Source organism: Stenotrophomonas sp. Marseille-Q4652 (genome assembly GCF_916618915.1).
Classification (GTDB): Bacteria; Pseudomonadota; Gammaproteobacteria; order Xanthomonadales; family Xanthomonadaceae; genus Stenotrophomonas.
Window position 1 is genome coordinate 1,834,635 of record NZ_CAKAKE010000001.1, and the last position, 15,731, is coordinate 1,850,365.

Consider the following 15,731-nt stretch of genomic DNA (forward strand, 5'->3'; position numbering starts at 1 on the left):
CCGCCCGCGCTACTCCCGCGCGGAACCACCACATCACACCCCCACCCGGAACCGCTGCAGGGGCCGCCCTTCTGTCTGGAAGGCCGCGACCGGGAACCGGGGGCCTTCACGCAAGGAGACGGAATCTTACAGTAAATCAGCCGCGAGCGAAACCGCCGCGATTGCCACCCTTGAGGTTGGCCTTCTTGAGCAGGCTTTCGTACTGGTGGCTCATCAGGTGCGACTGGATCTGTGCGATGAAGTCCATCACCACCACCACCACGATCAGCAGCGAGGTGCCGCCGAAGTAGAACGAGGCGTTGAGCTGGGTGCGCATGATCTCCGGCAACAGGCAGACGATCACCAGGTACAGCGAGCCGGCCGCGGTCAGACGCGTCAGGACGCCATCGATGTACTCGGAGGTTGCCTTGCCCGGACGGATGCCCGGAATCAGCGCCCCGGACTTCTTCAGGTTGTCGGCGGTCTCCTGGCTGTTGAACACCAGCGCGGTATAGAAGAACGCAAAGCCGGTGATCAGACCCGCGAACACGATCATGTGCAGCGGCTCGCCCGGGCCCAGCGCATTGGCGATGCGCTGCAGCCAGGTCGCCTGGCTGGCCTGGCCGGACCACATCGCCAGCGTCGCCGGGAAGGCCAGGATCGACGAGGCGAAAATCGCCGGGATCACGCCTGCCATGTTGAGCTTCAGCGGCAGGAACGAGGTCTGGTTCATGTACGCGTTGCGGCCACCCTGGCGGCGCGCGTAGTTCACCGTGATCCGGCGCTGGCCACGCTCGACGAACACCACGAAATAGGTGAACGCCAGCACCAGCAGCGCGATGATCAGCAGCGAGATGAAGCTCATGTTGCCGTCGCGGTAGGCCTCGACGGTCTGGATCACGGCGGCCGGCAGGCCGGCCACGATGCCGGCGAAGATGATCAGCGAAACACCGTTGCCGATGCCGCGCTCGGTAACCTGCTCGCCAACCCACATCAGGAAGATGGTGCCGGCGGTCAGCGCGATCACCGCGGTCAGCACGAAGCCCATGCCGGGTGCGTACACGACCGGGGCGCCGCCCGGAGAAACCTGGTTCTGCAGGGCCATGGCGATACTGCCGCCCTGCACCACTGCCAGCAGCACCGCGCCGATGCGCGAGTACTGGGTGATCTTGCGCCGGCCGGACTCACCCTCCTTCTGCAGCGCCTTGAGCGCCGGGAAGATGTGCACCGCCAGCTGCATCACGATCGATGCCGAGATGTACGGCATCACGTTCAGCGCAAAGATGCTGAAACGGTGCAGGGCGCCGCCCGAGAACATGTTGAACATGTCCACGATACCGCCGCCCTGCGCCTGCATCAGCGCAAGCATGGCATCGGGATTGACGCCCGGCACCGGCACGTAGCAGCCGATGCGATAGACGAGCAATGCCCCGAGTACGAACAGAAGACGCTGGCGAAGTTCAGTGAACTTGCCCATCCCGCCCGCGAGGTTACCGATGCCAGCTTGCGCCATTTCCCACTTACTCCTGTACGCTGCCGCCGGCAGCTTCGATCGCAGCCTTGGCACCCGCCGTGGCAGCAATGCCCTTCAGCGTGAAGGCCTTGGTCAGCTCGCCCTTGAGGACGATCTTGGCCTTCTTGGCGCTGGTCGGCACCAGCTTGGCAGCACGCAGGGCGGCGAAATCGATCTCGCCGGCCGGCAGCTTGTCCAGTGCGTACAGCAGCACCTCAGCGGTGTCCTTGGCGATCGGCGAACGGAAGCCGATCTTCGGCAGACGGCGCTGCATGGGGGTCTGGCCGCCTTCGAAGCCAGCCTTGATCTTGCCGCCACCCTTGCGGGCGAACGAACCCTTGTGGCCGCGGCCGGCGGTCTTGCCCAGGCCGGAGCCGATACCACGACCGACGCGGGTGCGCTCGGTGCGGGCGCCCGGAGCCGGGCTCAGTTCATTGAGACGCAGAGTCATGGTCGATTACTCCTCAACCTGGACGAGATAGTGAACCTTGTTGATCAGGCCGCGAACCTGCGGGCTGTCCTTGAGTTCACGCACATCGTTGAGCTTGTTCAGGCCCAGCGCCTTGACCGACAGGCGGTGACGCGACTGGGTTCCACGCAGGCCGCGCACCAGGCGCACCTTCACGGTCTTGTTGGACTCATTAGCCATGGTTGAGTTCCTCCACCTTCTTGCCGCGCTTGGCCGCGATGCGGGCCGGCGACTGCATGCCGGCCAGACCCTTCAGGGTGGCGCGAACCAGGTTGATCGGGTTACGCGAACCGACGGCCTTGGCCAGGACGTTCTTGACGCCAACGGCTTCCAGCACGGCGCGCATGGCACCGCCGGCGATCACACCGGTACCTTCCGAAGCCGGCTGCATGAACACGCGGGCCGCACCATGGCCGTCCTTGACGGCGTGCCACAGGGTGCCGTTGTTCAGGTCAACGTTGACCAGGTTCTTGCGGGCCTGCTCCATCGACTTCTGGATGGCGACCGGCACTTCGCGCGCCTTGCCATAGCCGAAACCGACCTTGCCCTCGCCATCGCCGACCACGGTCAGCGCGGTGAAGGTGAACTGGCGGCCGCCCTTGACGGTCTTGCTGACGCGGTTGACCGCGACCAGCTTTTCGATCATGCCGTCGTCTACTTTCTCTTCGCGGTTACGGTCGCGATCACGACCCCGCGGTGCACGCTCTTCTGCCATCTCTATTCCTTGGTTGATTGGGTATGCACGGCTTGCAGCCGCTTATTGTTGTGGCGTGTTGCGTTGAACCGGCCACCGTTGCAGAAGAACGGCGCCGTCCGGCACGACCCGTGCCGGCGGGCAGGACGGAGGCGGGGCATGCCCCGCCTCCTGATTCCTCAGAACTGCAGACCGCCTTCGCGGGCAGCGTCAGCCAGGGCCTTGATGCGGCCGTGGTAACGGTAGCCCGAGCGATCGAACGCGACCTTCTCGATGCCAGCGGCCTTGGCGCGCTCGGCAACCATACGGCCGACCTTGGCGGCGGCGTCGCTGTTCTTGCCGTTCTTCAGGCCTTCCTTCACGTCGGCCTGCAGGGTGTTGGCCGAAGCCAGCACCTTGGAACCGTCGGCGGTGAAGACCTGCGCGTACAGGTGCTGGCCGGTGCGCAGCACGGACAGGCGCGGCACGCCCAGTTCGCGGATGTGCGCACGGGTCGACTTGGCGCGACGCAGACGAGCAATGTTCTTGTTCATGATCTTTTTCCTTGGAAAGCTGAGGGCCTGGATTAGGCCTTCTTGGCTTCCTTGCGAATGATGACTTCACCGGCGTACTTCACACCCTTGCCCTTGTAGGGCTCCGGCGGACGGTAACCGCGGATCTTGGCAGCAACCTGGCCGACGGCCTGCTTGTCGGCGCCCTGCACCAGCACTTCGGTCTGGGTCGGGGTGGACAGGGTGATGCCTTCCGGCGCTTCGAACACCACCGGGTGCGAGAAGCCCAGCGACAGGTTCAGGTCCTTGCCCTGCATGGCAGCGCGGTAACCCACGCCGACCAGCTCCAGCTTCTTCTCGAAGCCTTCGGACACGCCCTTGACCATGTTGGCCACGATCGCACGCAGGGTACCGGTCAGCGCGACCAGGTCGGCATTCTCGGTCTTCAGGGTGGCAACGCCGTCTTCGATGACGACATCGATGCCAGCAACCTTCGGCACGGTCAGGGTGCCCTTCGGGCCCTTGACGGTGATCAGTTCCGGAGCAACGTTCAGTTCAACACCCTTGGCCAGGGTGACCGGCTTCTTGGCAACGCGGGACATTATCTGGTTACTCCCTTAGGCCACGAAGCACAGGACTTCACCGCCGACGCCCAGCTGGCGCGCCTGCGCATCGGTCATGATGCCCTTGGAGGTGGAAATGATGGCGATACCCAGGCCGTTCATGACCTTCGGCAGCTCGGCCTTGCCGCGGTACTGGCGCAGACCCGAACGCGAGTAGCGCTTCAGGGTGGCGATGACCGGCTTGCCTTCGAAATACTTCAGGACGATTTCGAGCTCAGCTTTGTTGTTTTCGGTCGGGATGACGCGCAGGTCGCTGATGTAGCCCTCGGCCTTCAGCACCTCTGCAATTGCCACCTTGATCTTGGAGGACGGCGCTTTCACCGTCTGCTTGCCAACCGCGGCCGCATTCTTGATGCGGACCAGCAGGTCGGCGATGGGATCAGTCATGCTCATAGTGAGTCCTTTGAGTGCACCGATATCCGCTTTCGCGAAAATCTCGTGTTTTCCTGGGGTGGGCCAGGGCCCTTGGTACCCTGCCACCGGTTTTCCGGCGGGCAAGAAGCGGGATTATACGACAAAAGAGCCCGACTTGCGTCGGACTCCTTGTCTGATGCCTTGGCGATTGCCCGCCGGGCACCCGGACCGCCCGCTGGCGGTCCGGTGAGCTGTTACCAGCTGGCCTTGCGCAGGCCCGGAACGTCACCGCGCATGGTGGCTTCGCGCAGCTTGTTGCGGCCGAGGCCGAACTTGCTGTACACGCCACGCGAGCGGCCCGACATTTCGCAGCGGTTGCGGTAGCGGCACGGCGACGAATCGCGCGGCAGCTTGGACAGCTTGGTTGCGGCTTCGATCTTCTCCTCGTAGCTCGCGTCCACAGAAGAAACAATCTTCTTCAGGGCAGCGCGCTTCTCGGCGTACTTCTCGGCCAGCTTCTTCCGCTTGATGTCGCGGTTGACCATGGAGGTCTTTGCCATATCGGTATCCTCGACTATCAGTTACGGAACGGGAACTTGAACGCTGCGAGCAGCGCCTTCGCTTCCGCGTCGGTCTTGGCAGTGGTGGTGATGGCGATATCCATACCGCGGATCGCGTCGACGGCGTCGAAGTCGATTTCCGGGAAGATGATCTGCTCCTTCACACCCATGTTGAAGTTGCCGCGACCGTCGAAGGAACGACCGGAAACACCACGGAAGTCGCGCACGCGCGGCAGCGAGATGTTGATCAGGCGGTCCAGGAACTCATACATCTTTTCACGACGCAGAGTGGTCTTGCAGCCGATCGGCCAACCATCGCGGATCTTGAACGACGCCACCGAGACACGCGACTTGGTGACCACCGGCTTCTGGCCGGAGACCTTGGCCATGTCGGCGACGGCGTTTTCCAGGATCTTCTTGTTGGTAGCGGCTTCGCCCACGCCCATGTTCAGCGTGATCTTGACCAGCTTCGGCACTTCCATCGGATTGGTGTAGCCGAACTGCTTCATCAGCGCCGGCACCACTTCTTCCTTGTAGATCTTTTCGAGACGGGAATTCATCAGATCATTCCTCAGGCGTCAAGCGCCTCACCGCTGGAGCGGAACACACGCAGTTTGCGTCCATCCTCCAGCACCTTGAAGCCAACGCGCTCGCCCTTGCCCGTTGCCGGGTTGACCACTGCCACGTTGGAGATATGGATCGAAGCTTCACGCTCGACCACGCCGCCGGCAACACCTGCCTGCGGGTTCGGCTTGGTGTGGCGCTTGACGATGTTCACGTTGGCCACGACCACGCGGTCGCCATCAACGCGGACGACTTCGCCCTGCTTGCCCTTGTCCTTGCCGGTGTTGACGACGACCAGGTCGCCCTTCTTGATACGGTTAGCCATGATTATCTCCTGGCGCTCACAGAACTTCGGGAGCGAGCGAGACGATCTTCATGAACTTCTCGGAACGAAGTTCACGGGTCACCGGCCCGAAGATGCGGGTGCCGATCGGCTCTTGCTTGTTGTTAAGCAGGACCGCGGCGTTGCCGTCGAAGCGGATCAGCGAACCGTCGGCGCGACGCACACCCTTGCGGGTACGCACCACGACAGCGTCATACACTTCACCCTTCTTGACCTTGCCGCGCGGGATCGCGTCCTTCACGGTGACCTTGATGATGTCGCCGATGTGGGCATAACGGCGCTTGGAACCACCCAGCACCTTGATGCACATCAGTTCCTTGGCACCGGAGTTGTCCGCGGCGTCGAGGTAGCTCTGCATCTGGATCATGATTCAGATCTCCTTATTCAGCCGCACGCGCGATGACTTCCACCACGCGCCAGTTCTTGGTCTTGGACATCGGAGCAATCTCGGTCACGCGCACGACATCGCCTTCCTTGCAGGCGTTGTCAGCATCGTGAGCGTGCAGCTTGGTCGAGCGCTTGATGTACTTGCCGTACAGGGCGTGCTTGACCTGGCGCTCCACCAACACGGTGACCGTCTTGTCCATCTTGTTGCTGACGACACGGCCTTCGACCGTGCGCAGCGTCTTCTTTTCAGTATTGTCGCTCATCGCGGCCATCCTTACTTCGTGCTGCCGATCAGGTGCTTGACGCGAGCAATCTCGCGGCGCACCCGGCGGGTTTCATGGGTCTTCGGCAGCTGGCCAGTGGCGGCCTGCATGCGGAGCGAGAACTGCTCCTTGCGCAGGTCGATCAGGTGGGCCTTGAGTTCGTCAGCCGACTTTTCGCGGAGTTGTTTGATGTCCATCAGCGCACCGTCCGGGTCACGAAAGTGGTGGTGACCGACAGCTTGGCAGCGGCCAGGCGGAAAGCCTCGCGTGCCACGTCTTCGGGAACACCTTCGATTTCATAGATCATGCGGCCCGGCTGGATCTGGGCGACCCAGTACTCCACGCCACCCTTACCGGCACCCATTCGGACTTCGATGGGCTTCTTGGTGATGGGCTTGTCCGGGAAAACGCGGATCCACATCTTGCCGCCACGCTTCACGTAACGGCTGATCGAACGACGGGCCGCCTCGATCTGGCGAGCGGTGAGCTGACCGTGGGCGGTTGCCTTCAGGCCGTACTCGCCGAAGCTGACGGCGTTAGCGCTCCAGCTCAGGCCGTCGTTGCGGCCCTTGAACATCTTGCGGTATTTGGTTCGCTTGGGTTGCAACATTGCCGTTACCTCGCTTCACGAGCCGGGCGCGACGGACGGTCGTTGCGGTCGCCGCGGTCACCGCGGTCGCCACGCGGACTGTCGTCCTGCTTTTCCTGGCCAACCTGGGAGAAATCGAAGATCTCGCCCTTGTAGATCCAGACCTTGATGCCGATGATGCCGTAGGTCGTCTTGGCTTCAGCGAAGCCGTAGTCGATGTCGGCACGCAGGGTGTGCAGCGGCACGCGGCCTTCGCGGTACCACTCCGAACGGGCGATTTCCGCGCCATTCAGACGGCCAGCCACGTTGACCTTGATGCCCAGGGCACCCAGGCGCATCGCGTTGCCCACCGAGCGCTTCATCGCGCGGCGGAACATGATGCGACGCTCCAGCTGCTGCGCGATCGACTCGGCGACCAGCTGCGCATCCAGCTCCGGCTTGCGCACTTCGGTGACGTTGATGTGCGCCGGGACGCCCATCATCTCGCTCACTTCCTTGCGCAGCTTCTCGATGTCCTCACCACGCTTGCCGATCACCACGCCCGGACGGGCGGTGTGGATCGTCACGCGCGCGGTCTTGGCCGGACGCTCGATCAGGATCTTGCTGATACCCGCTTGTGCCAGCTTCTTGCGCAGCATTTCGCGGACCTTGAGGTCGGCTGCCAGGTAGCTGGCGAACTCGGCCTTGTTGGCGTACCACTTGGAGTTCCAGTCCTTGGCGATGCCCAGGCGGATGCCAATCGGATGTACTTTGTGACCCATCGTTATTTGCCCTCGCCCACGACCACGGTGATGTGGCTGGTGCGCTTGAGAATGCGCGTGCCGCGGCCCTTGGCGCGGGCCATGAAACGCTTCAGGGTCGGACCTTCATCAACCATGATGGTCTTGACCTTGAGCGCGTCGACGTCGGCGCCCTGGTTGTTCTCGGCATTTGCAATCGCCGACTCGACCACCTTCTTGATGAGGGCGGCAGCCTTCTTGTCCGAGAACTTCAGCAGGTTGACGGCGCGTTCGGCCGGCAGGCCGCGCACCTGGTCAGCGACCAGGCGAGCCTTCTGCGGGGAGATGCGCGCAGTGCGCAGGATTGCTTTCGCTTCCATGGTCATCTCTCCTTACCTGCCCGACTTCTTGTCGCCACCGTGACCCTTGAAGGTACGGGTGACGGCGAATTCGCCGAGCTTGTGGCCCACCATGTTCTCGTTGACGAGCACCGGAACGTGGTTCTTGCCGTTATGCACAGCGATGGTGACGCCTACCATTTCCGGCAGGATCATCGAACGGCGCGACCAGGTCTTGATCGGCTTCTTGCTACCCGCGGCGGCCTCCACCTTCTTGATGAGGTGGTGATCGACGAACGGGCCCTTCTTGAGTGAACGTGCCATGGTCGATTAGCCCCTACGATCGCGGACGATGAACTGCTGGGTGCGCTTGTTATGGCGCGTCTTGTAGCCCTTGGTCGGGACACCCCACGGGGTGACCGGATGCGGGTTACCCTGGCCAGCCTTGGCCTCACCACCACCGTGCGGGTGGTCGACCGGGTTCATGGCAGCACCGCGGACCGTCGGACGCACACCGCGCCAACGCTTCGCACCGGCCTTGCCCAGCTTTTCCAGGTTGTGCTCGTCGTTGCCGACTTCGCCGATGGTGGCGCGGCACTCGACCGGCACCTTGCGCATTTCACCCGAGCGCAGGCGCAGGGTGGCGTAGATGCCTTCACGGGCAACCAGCTGCACGGCCGCACCGGCGGCACGGGCGATCTGGGCACCCTTGCCCGGCTTCAGCTCGATTCCATGGACGGTGGTACCGACCGGGATGTTGCGCAGCGGCAGGGTGTTGCCGGTCTTGATCGGAGCATCCGAACCAGCAATGACCTGGTCGCCAGCCTTCAGGCCCTTCGGGGCGATGATGTAGCGACGCTCGCCGTCGACGTAGCACAGCAGGGCGATGTGGGCGGTGCGGTTCGGATCGTATTCGATGCGTTCCACGCGCGCCGGAATGCCTTCCTTGTTGCGCTTGAAGTCGATGACGCGGTAGTGCTGCTTGTGGCCACCACCAACGTGACGGGTGGTGATGCGGCCGTGGTGGTTACGACCACCGGACTTGCTCTGCGGCTCCAGCAACGCTGCGTGCGGGGCGCCCTTGTGCAGATCGGGCGTGACCACGCGCACGGCCGAACGACGGCCTGCGGAGGTGGGCTTGAATTTCATCAATGGCATGGGATGTACCTCAGGCCTTGGCCGTTACGTCGATGGACTGGCCATCGGCCAGGCGCACGTACGCCTTGCGCCAATCGCCGCGGCGGCCAGCACGGTTACGGAAGGACTTGTTCTTGCCCTTGACGTTGACCACGTTGACAGCTTCGACCTTGACTTCGAACAGCGCTTCAACCGCGGCCTTTACATCGGCCTTGGTGGCTTCGTTCGAGACTTCGAAGACGTACTGGTTGGAAAGTTCCTGCAGGCGCGCGGTCTTTTCGGAGACTCGCGGAGCGCGCAGCACGCTGAAGATTTTTTCGTTGCTGCTCATGCCAGCCACTCCTCGACCTTCTTGACCGCATCGGCGGTGATCACCACCGTGTCGGCGCCAACCAGGGCAACCGGATCCAGGCCCTGGACGTCACGCACCTGCACGTACGGCAGATTGCGGGCGGACAGGTACAGGTTCTCCGAAGCGTCCTCGGTCACGATCAGCGGGCGCTTGCCCACCGACAGACCAGCCAGCTTCTCGATCAGACCCTTGGTCTTGACAGCATCGACGTCGAACGACTCGACGACGGTGATGCGACCCTGACGGTTCAGCTCGGACAGGATGGCGCACATGGCGGCGCGATACTGCTTGCGGTTGACCTTCTGGTCGAACGAACGCGGCTTGGCCGCGAAGGTGACGCCACCGCCGACGAAGATCGGAGCGGTCAGGGCGCCGTGACGAGCACCGCCACCCTTCTGCTTCTTCGACTTCTTGGTGGTGCCAGCCACTTCCGAGCGCGTCTTCTGCGCCTTGGTGCCGGCGCGAGCGGCGTTGCGGTACGCGACGACGACCTGGTGAACCAGATCCTCGCTGAAATCGCGGCCGAACACGGCGTCGGAGACCGAGACCTTGTTGTTGCTACCCGTGATAACGAGTTCCATCGTCATCTCTCCTTATGCCTTGCTCGCCGGACGCACGATCACGTCGCCACCGGCTGCGCCAGGCACGGCGCCGCGGATGGCAATCAGACCACGCTCGACGTCGACCTTGACCACTTCCAGGTTCTGCGTGCTCTGCTGCACAGCACCCATGTGGCCGGACATCTTCTTGCCCGGGAAAACGCGACCCGGGGTCTGGCGCTGACCCAGCGAACCCGGCGCGCGATGCGACAGCGAGTTACCGTGGGTTGCATCGCCCATACGGAAGTTGTGGCGCTTGATGGTGCCCTGGAAGCCCTTGCCCTTGGTGACACCCTGGACGTCGACCCTCTGGCCAACCTCGAAGATGTCCGCCTTGACTTCGCCACCGACGGTGAAATCACCGACCTGGCCGTCCTCAACGCGGAATTCCCACAGGCCACGACCAGCTTCGACCTTCGCCTTGGCGAAGTGACCAGCTTCCGGCTTGTTGACCAGAGCGGCGCGACGGGCGCCAACGGTCACCTGCACGGCGGAGTAGCCGTCGGTTTCGACGGTCTTGATCTGCGCGATGCGGTTCGGGGTGGCTTCAATCAGGGTCACCGGGATGGACTGGCCATCTTCGGTGAAGACTCGGCTCATGCCGGCCTTGCGGCCCACGAAGCCCAACGAATATTTCTTCGTCATGGTCGTAGTCCTCAGGTCAACTTGATCTGAACGTCGACGCCGGCAGCCAGTTCGAGCTTCATCAGCGCGTCCACGGTCTTGTCGTTGGGGTCGACGATGTCAAGCACGCGCTTGTGCGTGCGGGTCTCGTACTGGTCACGCGCGTCCTTGTCGACGTGCGGGGAAACCAGGACGGTGAAACGTTCAATCTTGGTCGGCAGCGGGATCGGGCCACGCACTTGCGCGCCGGTCCGCTTAGCCGTCTCAACGATCTCGCTGGCCGAACGGTCGATCAAACGATGATCGAACGCCTTCAGCCGAATCCGGATCTTTTGGTCCGCCATGACGGGGGTATCCTTCGTTAAAAGAGCGACGGGCAAGGCCTCTGGGATGCCTGCCCCGGTTGATTTCCTGAATAAAGGCCGCCGCCTGTCCTGCGCGACGCCAAGGCCAGTCCGTAGGCCTCAAAAACTGAGGCAGACCAGTTACCCGGTCTGCCCAGACGAAAAAGTATAGCGCGCGTGCAAAGCAGCCGTCAACAGCAGCGCCATTGACTGTGCCTGAACGGCGCGACCTTCCCGGTCTGGCGAACACGAGGCGCTTCCTGCACCTCTTTTCGCATTTGTAGCGGACCCGATGCCCTACCCAGGCAACACCGGGCCGCGCATTCTACACGATTACTTGGTGATCTTCGAGACCACGCCGGCGCCGACGGTGCGGCCGCCTTCGCGGATTGCGAAGCGCAGGCCTTCGTCCATGGCGACCGGGTTGATCAGGGTGACGGCCATCTTGACGTTGTCACCCGGCATCACCATCTCCACGCCTTCCGGCAGCTCGACCGCACCGGTGATGTCGGTGGTACGGAAGTAGAACTGCGGACGGTAGCCCTTGAAGAACGGGGTGTGACGGCCGCCTTCGTCCTTCGACAGCACGTAGACTTCGGCGTCGAACTGGGTGTGCGGCTGGATCGAACCCGGCTTGGCCAGGACCTGGCCACGCTCGACTTCGTCACGCTTGGTGCCGCGCAGCAGCAGACCGGCGTTGTCACCTGCCTGACCCTGGTCCAGCAGCTTGCGGAACATTTCCACGCCGGTGACGGTGGTCTTCTGGGTCGGACGGATACCGACGATTTCGATTTCGTCGCCCACCTTGATGATGCCGCGCTCGATACGACCGGTCACCACGGTGCCGCGGCCCGAGATCGAGAACACGTCTTCCACCGGCATCAGGAACGGCTTGTCGACGTCACGCTCCGGGGTCGGGATCCAGGAATCCAGGGCCTCGACCAGCTTGATGATGGCCGGAACGCCGATGTCGGACTGGTCGCCTTCCAGGGCCAGACGGGCCGAACCGTGGATGATCGGGGTGTCGTCGCCCGGGAAGTCGTACTTGGAGAGCAGCTCGCGCACTTCCATTTCGACCAGTTCCAGCAGCTCGGCGTCGTCCACCATGTCAGCCTTGTTCAGGAACACGACGATGTACGGCACGCCAACCTGGCGCGACAGCAGGATGTGCTCGCGGGTCTGCGGCATCGGGCCGTCAGCGGCCGAGCAGACCAGGATCGCGCCGTCCATCTGGGCGGCACCGGTGATCATGTTCTTGACGTAGTCGGCGTGGCCCGGGCAGTCAACGTGGGCGTAGTGACGGGTCGGGGATTCGTACTCGACGTGGGCGGTCGAGATCGTGATACCACGAGCCTTCTCTTCCGGAGCGGCGTCGATCGAGGAGTAGTCCTTGAATTCGCCACCGAAACGCTCGGCACCGATCTTGGTCAGCGCAGCGGTCAGCGTGGTCTTGCCATGGTCGACGTGGCCGATGGTGCCGACGTTGACGTGCGGCTTGGTACGTTCGAACTTACCCTTGGACATTGTCTTGGATCCTTATGTAAATGCGGAGGGGAAATCCCGAGCGTCAGGCTCAGGACTTCTTGATGACGGTGTCGGCGATGTTGGACGGCGCCGGCTCGTAGTGGTCGAATTCCATGGTGAAGGTGGCACGGCCCTGGGTCTGCGAACGCAGCGAGGTCGCGTAACCGAACATTTCACCCAGCGGGATCATCGCGTTGATGACCTTGCCCGACGGGGTTTCGTCCGAACCCTGCAGCACGCCGCGACGACGGCTCACGTCGCCCATCACGTCACCCAGGTAATCCTCCGGCGTGACGATCTCGACCTTCATGATCGGCTCCAGCAGGACCGGCGAAGCCTTGGCGAAGCCCTGCTTGAACGCCATCGAGGCGGCCAGCTTGAACGCCATTTCCGAGGAGTCGACGTCGTGGTACGAACCGAATACCAGCTTGACCTTCACGCCCACGACCGGGAAGCCGGCCAGCGGACCGGAGGTAATGGTCTCGCGCAGGCCCTTTTCGACCGACGGGATGAATTCCTTGGGAATCACGCCACCGGTGATCTCGTTCAGGAACAGGAAGTCGTCCTTGATGTCGGCGGCATGCTTCTCGCGGTCTTCGGCGGTCAGCGGCGACAGCTCGATCACGACGTGACCGTACTGGCCCTTACCACCGGACTGCTTGGCGTGCTTGTAATCCGACTTGACGTCAGCCTTCTGGATGGTTTCGCGGTAGGCCACCTGCGGCTTGCCGACGTTGGCCTCGACGTTGAACTCGCGCTTCATGCGGTCAACGATGATGTCCAGGTGCAGCTCGCCCATGCCCGAGATGATGGTCTGGCCGGACTCTTCGTCGGTACGCACGCGGAAGGACGGATCTTCCTGGGCCAGGCGGCTCAGGGCGTTGCCCATCTTTTCCTGGTCCGACTTGGTCTTCGGCTCGACGGCCATCGAGATCACCGGCTCCGGGAACGTCATGCGCTCGAGGATGATCGGCGCGTCCTGGGCGCACAGGGTGTCACCGGTGGTGACGTCCTTCAGGCCCACGGCCGCGGCGATGTCACCGGCCAGCACTTCCTTGATCTCGTCGCGGTTGTTGGAGTGCATCTGCAGCAGGCGGCCGATGCGCTCCTTCTTGCCCTTGACCGAGTTCAGCACTTGGTCGCCGGCGTTCAACGAACCGGAGTAAACGCGGAAGAAGGTCAGCGAACCCACGAACGGGTCGGTCATGATCTTGAACGCCAGCGCCGAGAACGGGGCCTTGTCGCTGGACTCGCGGGTCAGCTCCTTGGTCTCGTCGTCCACGTCGGTGCCCTTCACCGCCGGCACGTCGACCGGCGACGGCAGCAGGCGGATGACGCCGTCGAGCATGGCCTGCACGCCCTTGTTTTTGAACGCCGAGCCGCAGAACATCGGCACGATTTCGGTGTTCAGGGTGCGGGTACGCAGGGCTTCATAGATCTCGTCCTCGGTCAGCTCTTCGCCGCCCAGGTACTTCTCCATCAGCTCTTCGGACGCCTCGGCAGCCGACTCGACCATGTAGGCGCGGGCTTCGTTGGCGATCTCGACCAGGTCGGCCGGGATGTCCTTGTACTCGAAGGTCATGCCCTGGGTCTTGTCGTCCCATGCAATGGCCTTCATCTTCACCAGGTCAACCACACCCTGGAAGTTGTCTTCGGCACCGATCGGCACCTGCATCGGCACCGGCACGGCGCCCAGGCGGGCCTTCAGCTGGTCACGGACCTTGAAGAAGTTGGCACCGGTGCGGTCCATCTTGTTGACGAACGCGATGCGCGGCACGTGGTACTTGTTGGCCTGGCGCCACACGGTTTCCGACTGCGGCTGGACGCCACCGACGGCGCACAGCACGAACACCGCACCGTCGAGCACGCGCAGCGAGCGCTCCACTTCGATGGTGAAGTCGACGTGCCCGGGGGTGTCGATGATGTTGAAGCGGTGTTCGGCGAAGGACTTGTCCATGCCCTTCCAGAACGCGGTGGTAGCAGCGGACTGGATCGTGATGCCACGCTCCTGCTCCTGCTCCATCCAGTCCATGGTGGCGGCGCCGTCGTGGACTTCACCGATCTTGTGGCTCTTGCCGGTGTAGAACAGGATGCGCTCGGACGTCGTGGTCTTGCCGGCATCGATGTGGGCCATGATGCCGAAGTTGCGGTAACGCTCGATGGGAGTGGAACGGGCCACAGGGAGCCTCTCAATTTCTCGGAATTCGGATGGCCGAACGCCGCCTTGCGGCGGCCTTCGGATTGGCGTGGCGCGCTGGGCGCCACGAGTGGCACATGTACTGTGCCAAAGGCCCTGCTAGCAGGGCCGAAACATCACCAGCGGTAGTGCGCGAACGCCTTGTTCGCTTCCGCCATGCGGTGGGTTTCTTCACGCTTCTTGATGGCGCCGCCGCGGCTTTCCGAAGCATCCAGCAGCTCGGCAGCCAGCTTCTTCGGCATGGTGTTCTCGCCGCGCTTGCGGGCCGAGTCGATCAGCCAGCGCATGGCCAGGGCCATACGACGCGACGAACGCACTTCGACCGGCACCTGGTAGGTGGCACCACCGACGCGGCGGGACTTGACTTCGACCGCCGGGGCGACGTTGTCGAGGGCCTTCTGCACCAGTTCGATCGGGTTCGGGTTCTTTTCGCCGATGACGTCCATGGCACCGTACACGATCTTCTCAGCGACGGACTTCTTGCCACTCAGCATGACCATGTTGATGAAACGGGCGATGGTTTCGCTTCCGTGCTTCGGATCCGGCAGGACGGAACGCTGGGGGGTATTACCTTTACGCGACATAGTCTATTCCTCAGGCCTTCGGACGCTTTGCGCCGTACTTGGAACGGGCCTGGCGACGCTTGGCGACACCAGCGGCATCGAGCGAGCCACGGACGGTGTGGTAACGCACACCCGGCAGGTCCTTGACGCGACCGCCGCGGATCAGGACCACGGAGTGCTCCTGCAGGTTGTGGCCTTCACCACCGATGTAGCTGATGACCTCTTCCTGGTTGGTCAGGCGCACCTTGGCGACCTTGCGCAGGGCCGAGTTCGGCTTCTTCGGAGTGGTGGTGTAGACGCGCGTGCAGACGCCACGGCGCTGCGGGCACTTGTCGAGCGCCGGCGAGGCACTCTTGTAGGTGGTCGCTTGCCGCGGCTTGCGGACCAGCTGGTTGATCGTCGCCATCAGTAGGTTCTTCTGAGTGGGGCCAGTTGCCCGGCCATAAATGCGGAAATGGAAGCAGGCCAATGAAAAATTGGCCCGCAGAGACAGACGATTGTAGCG

26 protein-coding genes are annotated in these 15,731 nt (G+C 63.0%); all 26 read right to left on the reverse strand.

Annotated elements, in window-relative coordinates; translation table 11 throughout:
• Window positions 1–136: 136 nt before the first annotated feature.
• Entirely contained in the window at window positions 137–1,492 is a 1,356-nt protein-coding gene (gene secY / locus LG380_RS08675) for a preprotein translocase subunit SecY (protein ID WP_225764614.1), read from the reverse strand.
• 7 nt (window positions 1,493–1,499) lie between these two features.
• Entirely contained in the window at window positions 1,500–1,943 is a 444-nt protein-coding gene (gene rplO, locus LG380_RS08680; protein ID WP_225764615.1) for a 50S ribosomal protein L15, read from the reverse strand.
• A gap of 6 nt (window positions 1,944–1,949) precedes the next feature.
• Complete coding sequence (gene rpmD / locus LG380_RS08685) at window positions 1,950–2,141, reverse strand: 50S ribosomal protein L30 (RefSeq protein ID WP_225764616.1); 192 nt, start codon at window positions 2,139–2,141, stop codon at window positions 1,950–1,952.
• Window positions 2,134–2,676, reverse strand: coding sequence for a 30S ribosomal protein S5 (gene rpsE, locus LG380_RS08690; protein WP_225764618.1), 543 nt, complete (start codon window positions 2,674–2,676; stop codon window positions 2,134–2,136). Before rpsE ends, rpmD begins: the two co-directional genes overlap by 8 nt.
• A 158-nt stretch (window positions 2,677–2,834) precedes the next feature.
• Entirely contained in the window at window positions 2,835–3,188 is a 354-nt protein-coding gene (gene rplR / locus LG380_RS08695) for a 50S ribosomal protein L18 (protein WP_225764620.1), read from the reverse strand.
• A 32-nt stretch (window positions 3,189–3,220) separates the two neighbouring features.
• Entirely contained in the window at window positions 3,221–3,748 is a 528-nt protein-coding gene (gene rplF, locus LG380_RS08700; RefSeq protein WP_225764622.1) for a 50S ribosomal protein L6, read from the reverse strand.
• A 15-nt stretch (window positions 3,749–3,763) separates the two neighbouring features.
• Complete coding sequence (gene rpsH, locus LG380_RS08705; protein ID WP_225764624.1) at window positions 3,764–4,162, reverse strand: 30S ribosomal protein S8; 399 nt, start codon at window positions 4,160–4,162, stop codon at window positions 3,764–3,766.
• Between the two features lie 215 nt (window positions 4,163–4,377).
• The gene (gene rpsN / locus LG380_RS08710) at window positions 4,378–4,683 is read right to left on the reverse strand and encodes a 30S ribosomal protein S14 (protein ID WP_225764626.1); all 306 of its coding nucleotides are present in this window, start codon (window positions 4,681–4,683) and stop codon (window positions 4,378–4,380) included.
• A gap of 17 nt (window positions 4,684–4,700) precedes the next feature.
• Complete coding sequence (gene rplE, locus LG380_RS08715) at window positions 4,701–5,243, reverse strand: 50S ribosomal protein L5 (RefSeq protein ID WP_225764628.1); 543 nt, start codon at window positions 5,241–5,243, stop codon at window positions 4,701–4,703.
• Between the two features lie 11 nt (window positions 5,244–5,254).
• The gene (gene rplX, locus LG380_RS08720; protein ID WP_225764630.1) at window positions 5,255–5,572 is read right to left on the reverse strand and encodes a 50S ribosomal protein L24; all 318 of its coding nucleotides are present in this window, start codon (window positions 5,570–5,572) and stop codon (window positions 5,255–5,257) included.
• 16 nt (window positions 5,573–5,588) lie between these two features.
• The gene (rplN, locus tag LG380_RS08725) at window positions 5,589–5,957 is read right to left on the reverse strand and encodes a 50S ribosomal protein L14 (RefSeq protein WP_019186153.1); all 369 of its coding nucleotides are present in this window, start codon (window positions 5,955–5,957) and stop codon (window positions 5,589–5,591) included.
• Window positions 5,958–5,970: 13 nt separating this feature from the next.
• Window positions 5,971–6,240: a 30S ribosomal protein S17 gene (gene rpsQ, locus LG380_RS08730; RefSeq protein ID WP_225764631.1), complete on the reverse strand. Its 270-nt coding sequence runs from the start codon at window positions 6,238–6,240 to the stop codon at window positions 5,971–5,973.
• A gap of 11 nt (window positions 6,241–6,251) precedes the next feature.
• Window positions 6,252–6,437, reverse strand: coding sequence for a 50S ribosomal protein L29 (gene rpmC / locus LG380_RS08735; protein ID WP_225764632.1), 186 nt, complete (start codon window positions 6,435–6,437; stop codon window positions 6,252–6,254).
• Window positions 6,437–6,850: a 50S ribosomal protein L16 gene (rplP, locus tag LG380_RS08740; RefSeq protein ID WP_225764633.1), complete on the reverse strand. Its 414-nt coding sequence runs from the start codon at window positions 6,848–6,850 to the stop codon at window positions 6,437–6,439. Before rplP ends, rpmC begins: the two co-directional genes overlap by 1 nt.
• A gap of 5 nt (window positions 6,851–6,855) precedes the next feature.
• A complete protein-coding gene (rpsC, locus tag LG380_RS08745; protein ID WP_225764634.1) occupies window positions 6,856–7,590 on the reverse strand; it encodes a 30S ribosomal protein S3 in 735 nt (244 codons plus the stop codon).
• 2 nt (window positions 7,591–7,592) lie between these two features.
• The gene (gene rplV, locus LG380_RS08750) at window positions 7,593–7,928 is read right to left on the reverse strand and encodes a 50S ribosomal protein L22 (protein WP_028918209.1); all 336 of its coding nucleotides are present in this window, start codon (window positions 7,926–7,928) and stop codon (window positions 7,593–7,595) included.
• Between the two features lie 12 nt (window positions 7,929–7,940).
• Complete coding sequence (rpsS, locus tag LG380_RS08755) at window positions 7,941–8,210, reverse strand: 30S ribosomal protein S19 (RefSeq protein WP_225764635.1); 270 nt, start codon at window positions 8,208–8,210, stop codon at window positions 7,941–7,943.
• Between the two features lie 6 nt (window positions 8,211–8,216).
• Window positions 8,217–9,044 carry a 50S ribosomal protein L2 gene (gene rplB / locus LG380_RS08760; RefSeq protein WP_225764636.1) on the reverse strand — a complete coding sequence of 276 codons (828 nt, stop codon included), beginning with the start codon at window positions 9,042–9,044 and terminating at the stop codon, window positions 8,217–8,219.
• Between the two features lie 10 nt (window positions 9,045–9,054).
• Window positions 9,055–9,354: a 50S ribosomal protein L23 gene (rplW, locus tag LG380_RS08765; protein WP_225764637.1), complete on the reverse strand. Its 300-nt coding sequence runs from the start codon at window positions 9,352–9,354 to the stop codon at window positions 9,055–9,057.
• Window positions 9,351–9,956, reverse strand: a complete 606-nt coding sequence (rplD, locus tag LG380_RS08770) for a 50S ribosomal protein L4 (RefSeq protein ID WP_225764638.1) — start codon at window positions 9,954–9,956, stop codon at window positions 9,351–9,353. The genes rplW and rplD overlap by 4 nt, the downstream gene beginning before the upstream one ends.
• A 12-nt stretch (window positions 9,957–9,968) precedes the next feature.
• Window positions 9,969–10,619 (reverse strand): 50S ribosomal protein L3, encoded by a 651-nt coding sequence (gene rplC / locus LG380_RS08775; protein ID WP_225764639.1) that lies wholly within the window; start codon window positions 10,617–10,619, stop codon window positions 9,969–9,971.
• A gap of 11 nt (window positions 10,620–10,630) precedes the next feature.
• A complete protein-coding gene (rpsJ, locus tag LG380_RS08780) occupies window positions 10,631–10,942 on the reverse strand; it encodes a 30S ribosomal protein S10 (protein WP_225764640.1) in 312 nt (103 codons plus the stop codon).
• Between the two features lie 333 nt (window positions 10,943–11,275).
• A complete protein-coding gene (tuf, locus tag LG380_RS08785) occupies window positions 11,276–12,466 on the reverse strand; it encodes an elongation factor Tu (protein WP_225764642.1) in 1,191 nt (396 codons plus the stop codon).
• Between the two features lie 49 nt (window positions 12,467–12,515).
• The gene (fusA, locus tag LG380_RS08790) at window positions 12,516–14,645 is read right to left on the reverse strand and encodes an elongation factor G (RefSeq protein WP_225764644.1); all 2,130 of its coding nucleotides are present in this window, start codon (window positions 14,643–14,645) and stop codon (window positions 12,516–12,518) included.
• Window positions 14,646–14,779: 134 nt separating this feature from the next.
• On the reverse strand, window positions 14,780–15,247 hold the full coding sequence (gene rpsG / locus LG380_RS08795; protein WP_225764645.1) for a 30S ribosomal protein S7: 468 nt from the start codon (window positions 15,245–15,247) through the stop codon (window positions 14,780–14,782).
• Between the two features lie 10 nt (window positions 15,248–15,257).
• Entirely contained in the window at window positions 15,258–15,632 is a 375-nt protein-coding gene (gene rpsL, locus LG380_RS08800) for a 30S ribosomal protein S12 (protein WP_004145320.1), read from the reverse strand.
• Window positions 15,633–15,731: the final 99 nt, after the last annotated feature.

Bases quoted from the DNA above. Each gene is read 5' to 3' on its own strand.
- rplN (WP_019186153.1), bottom strand. From the start codon at position 5,957: ATGATCCAGATGCAGAGCTACCTCGACGCCGCGGACAACTCCGGTGCC.
- rplD (WP_225764638.1), bottom strand. From the start codon at position 9,956: ATGGAACTCGTTATCACGGGTAGCAACAACAAGGTCTCGGTCTCCGAC.
- rpsQ (WP_225764631.1), bottom strand. From the start codon at position 6,240: ATGAGCGACAATACTGAAAAGAAGACGCTGCGCACGGTCGAAGGCCGT.
- rplE (WP_225764628.1), bottom strand. From the start codon at position 5,243: ATGAATTCCCGTCTCGAAAAGATCTACAAGGAAGAAGTGGTGCCGGCG.
- rpsS (WP_225764635.1), bottom strand. From the start codon at position 8,210: ATGGCACGTTCACTCAAGAAGGGCCCGTTCGTCGATCACCACCTCATC.
- rplW (WP_225764637.1), bottom strand. From the start codon at position 9,354: ATGAGCAGCAACGAAAAAATCTTCAGCGTGCTGCGCGCTCCGCGAGTC.
- rplF (WP_225764622.1), bottom strand. From the start codon at position 3,748: ATGTCCCGCGTTGCCAAGAAGCCGGTCACCCTGGCCAAGGGTGTTGAA.
- secY (WP_225764614.1), bottom strand. From the start codon at position 1,492: ATGGCGCAAGCTGGCATCGGTAACCTCGCGGGCGGGATGGGCAAGTTC.
- rplX (WP_225764630.1), bottom strand. From the start codon at position 5,572: ATGGCTAACCGTATCAAGAAGGGCGACCTGGTCGTCGTCAACACCGGC.
- rpsJ (WP_225764640.1), bottom strand. From the start codon at position 10,942: ATGGCGGACCAAAAGATCCGGATTCGGCTGAAGGCGTTCGATCATCGT.
- rpmC (WP_225764632.1), bottom strand. From the start codon at position 6,437: ATGGACATCAAACAACTCCGCGAAAAGTCGGCTGACGAACTCAAGGCC.
- rpsG (WP_225764645.1), bottom strand. From the start codon at position 15,247: ATGTCGCGTAAAGGTAATACCCCCCAGCGTTCCGTCCTGCCGGATCCG.
- rpsE (WP_225764618.1), bottom strand. From the start codon at position 2,676: ATGGCAGAAGAGCGTGCACCGCGGGGTCGTGATCGCGACCGTAACCGC.
- tuf (WP_225764642.1), bottom strand. From the start codon at position 12,466: ATGTCCAAGGGTAAGTTCGAACGTACCAAGCCGCACGTCAACGTCGGC.
- rplP (WP_225764633.1), bottom strand. From the start codon at position 6,850: ATGTTGCAACCCAAGCGAACCAAATACCGCAAGATGTTCAAGGGCCGC.
- rplB (WP_225764636.1), bottom strand. From the start codon at position 9,044: ATGCCATTGATGAAATTCAAGCCCACCTCCGCAGGCCGTCGTTCGGCC.
- rplV (WP_028918209.1), bottom strand. From the start codon at position 7,928: ATGGAAGCGAAAGCAATCCTGCGCACTGCGCGCATCTCCCCGCAGAAG.
- rplC (WP_225764639.1), bottom strand. From the start codon at position 10,619: ATGACGAAGAAATATTCGTTGGGCTTCGTGGGCCGCAAGGCCGGCATG.
- rplO (WP_225764615.1), bottom strand. From the start codon at position 1,943: ATGACTCTGCGTCTCAATGAACTGAGCCCGGCTCCGGGCGCCCGCACC.
- rplR (WP_225764620.1), bottom strand. From the start codon at position 3,188: ATGAACAAGAACATTGCTCGTCTGCGTCGCGCCAAGTCGACCCGTGCG.
- rpsH (WP_225764624.1), bottom strand. From the start codon at position 4,162: ATGAGCATGACTGATCCCATCGCCGACCTGCTGGTCCGCATCAAGAAT.
- rpsN (WP_225764626.1), bottom strand. From the start codon at position 4,683: ATGGCAAAGACCTCCATGGTCAACCGCGACATCAAGCGGAAGAAGCTG.
- rpmD (WP_225764616.1), bottom strand. From the start codon at position 2,141: ATGGCTAATGAGTCCAACAAGACCGTGAAGGTGCGCCTGGTGCGCGGC.
- rpsC (WP_225764634.1), bottom strand. From the start codon at position 7,590: ATGGGTCACAAAGTACATCCGATTGGCATCCGCCTGGGCATCGCCAAG.
- rpsL (WP_004145320.1), bottom strand. From the start codon at position 15,632: ATGGCGACGATCAACCAGCTGGTCCGCAAGCCGCGGCAAGCGACCACC.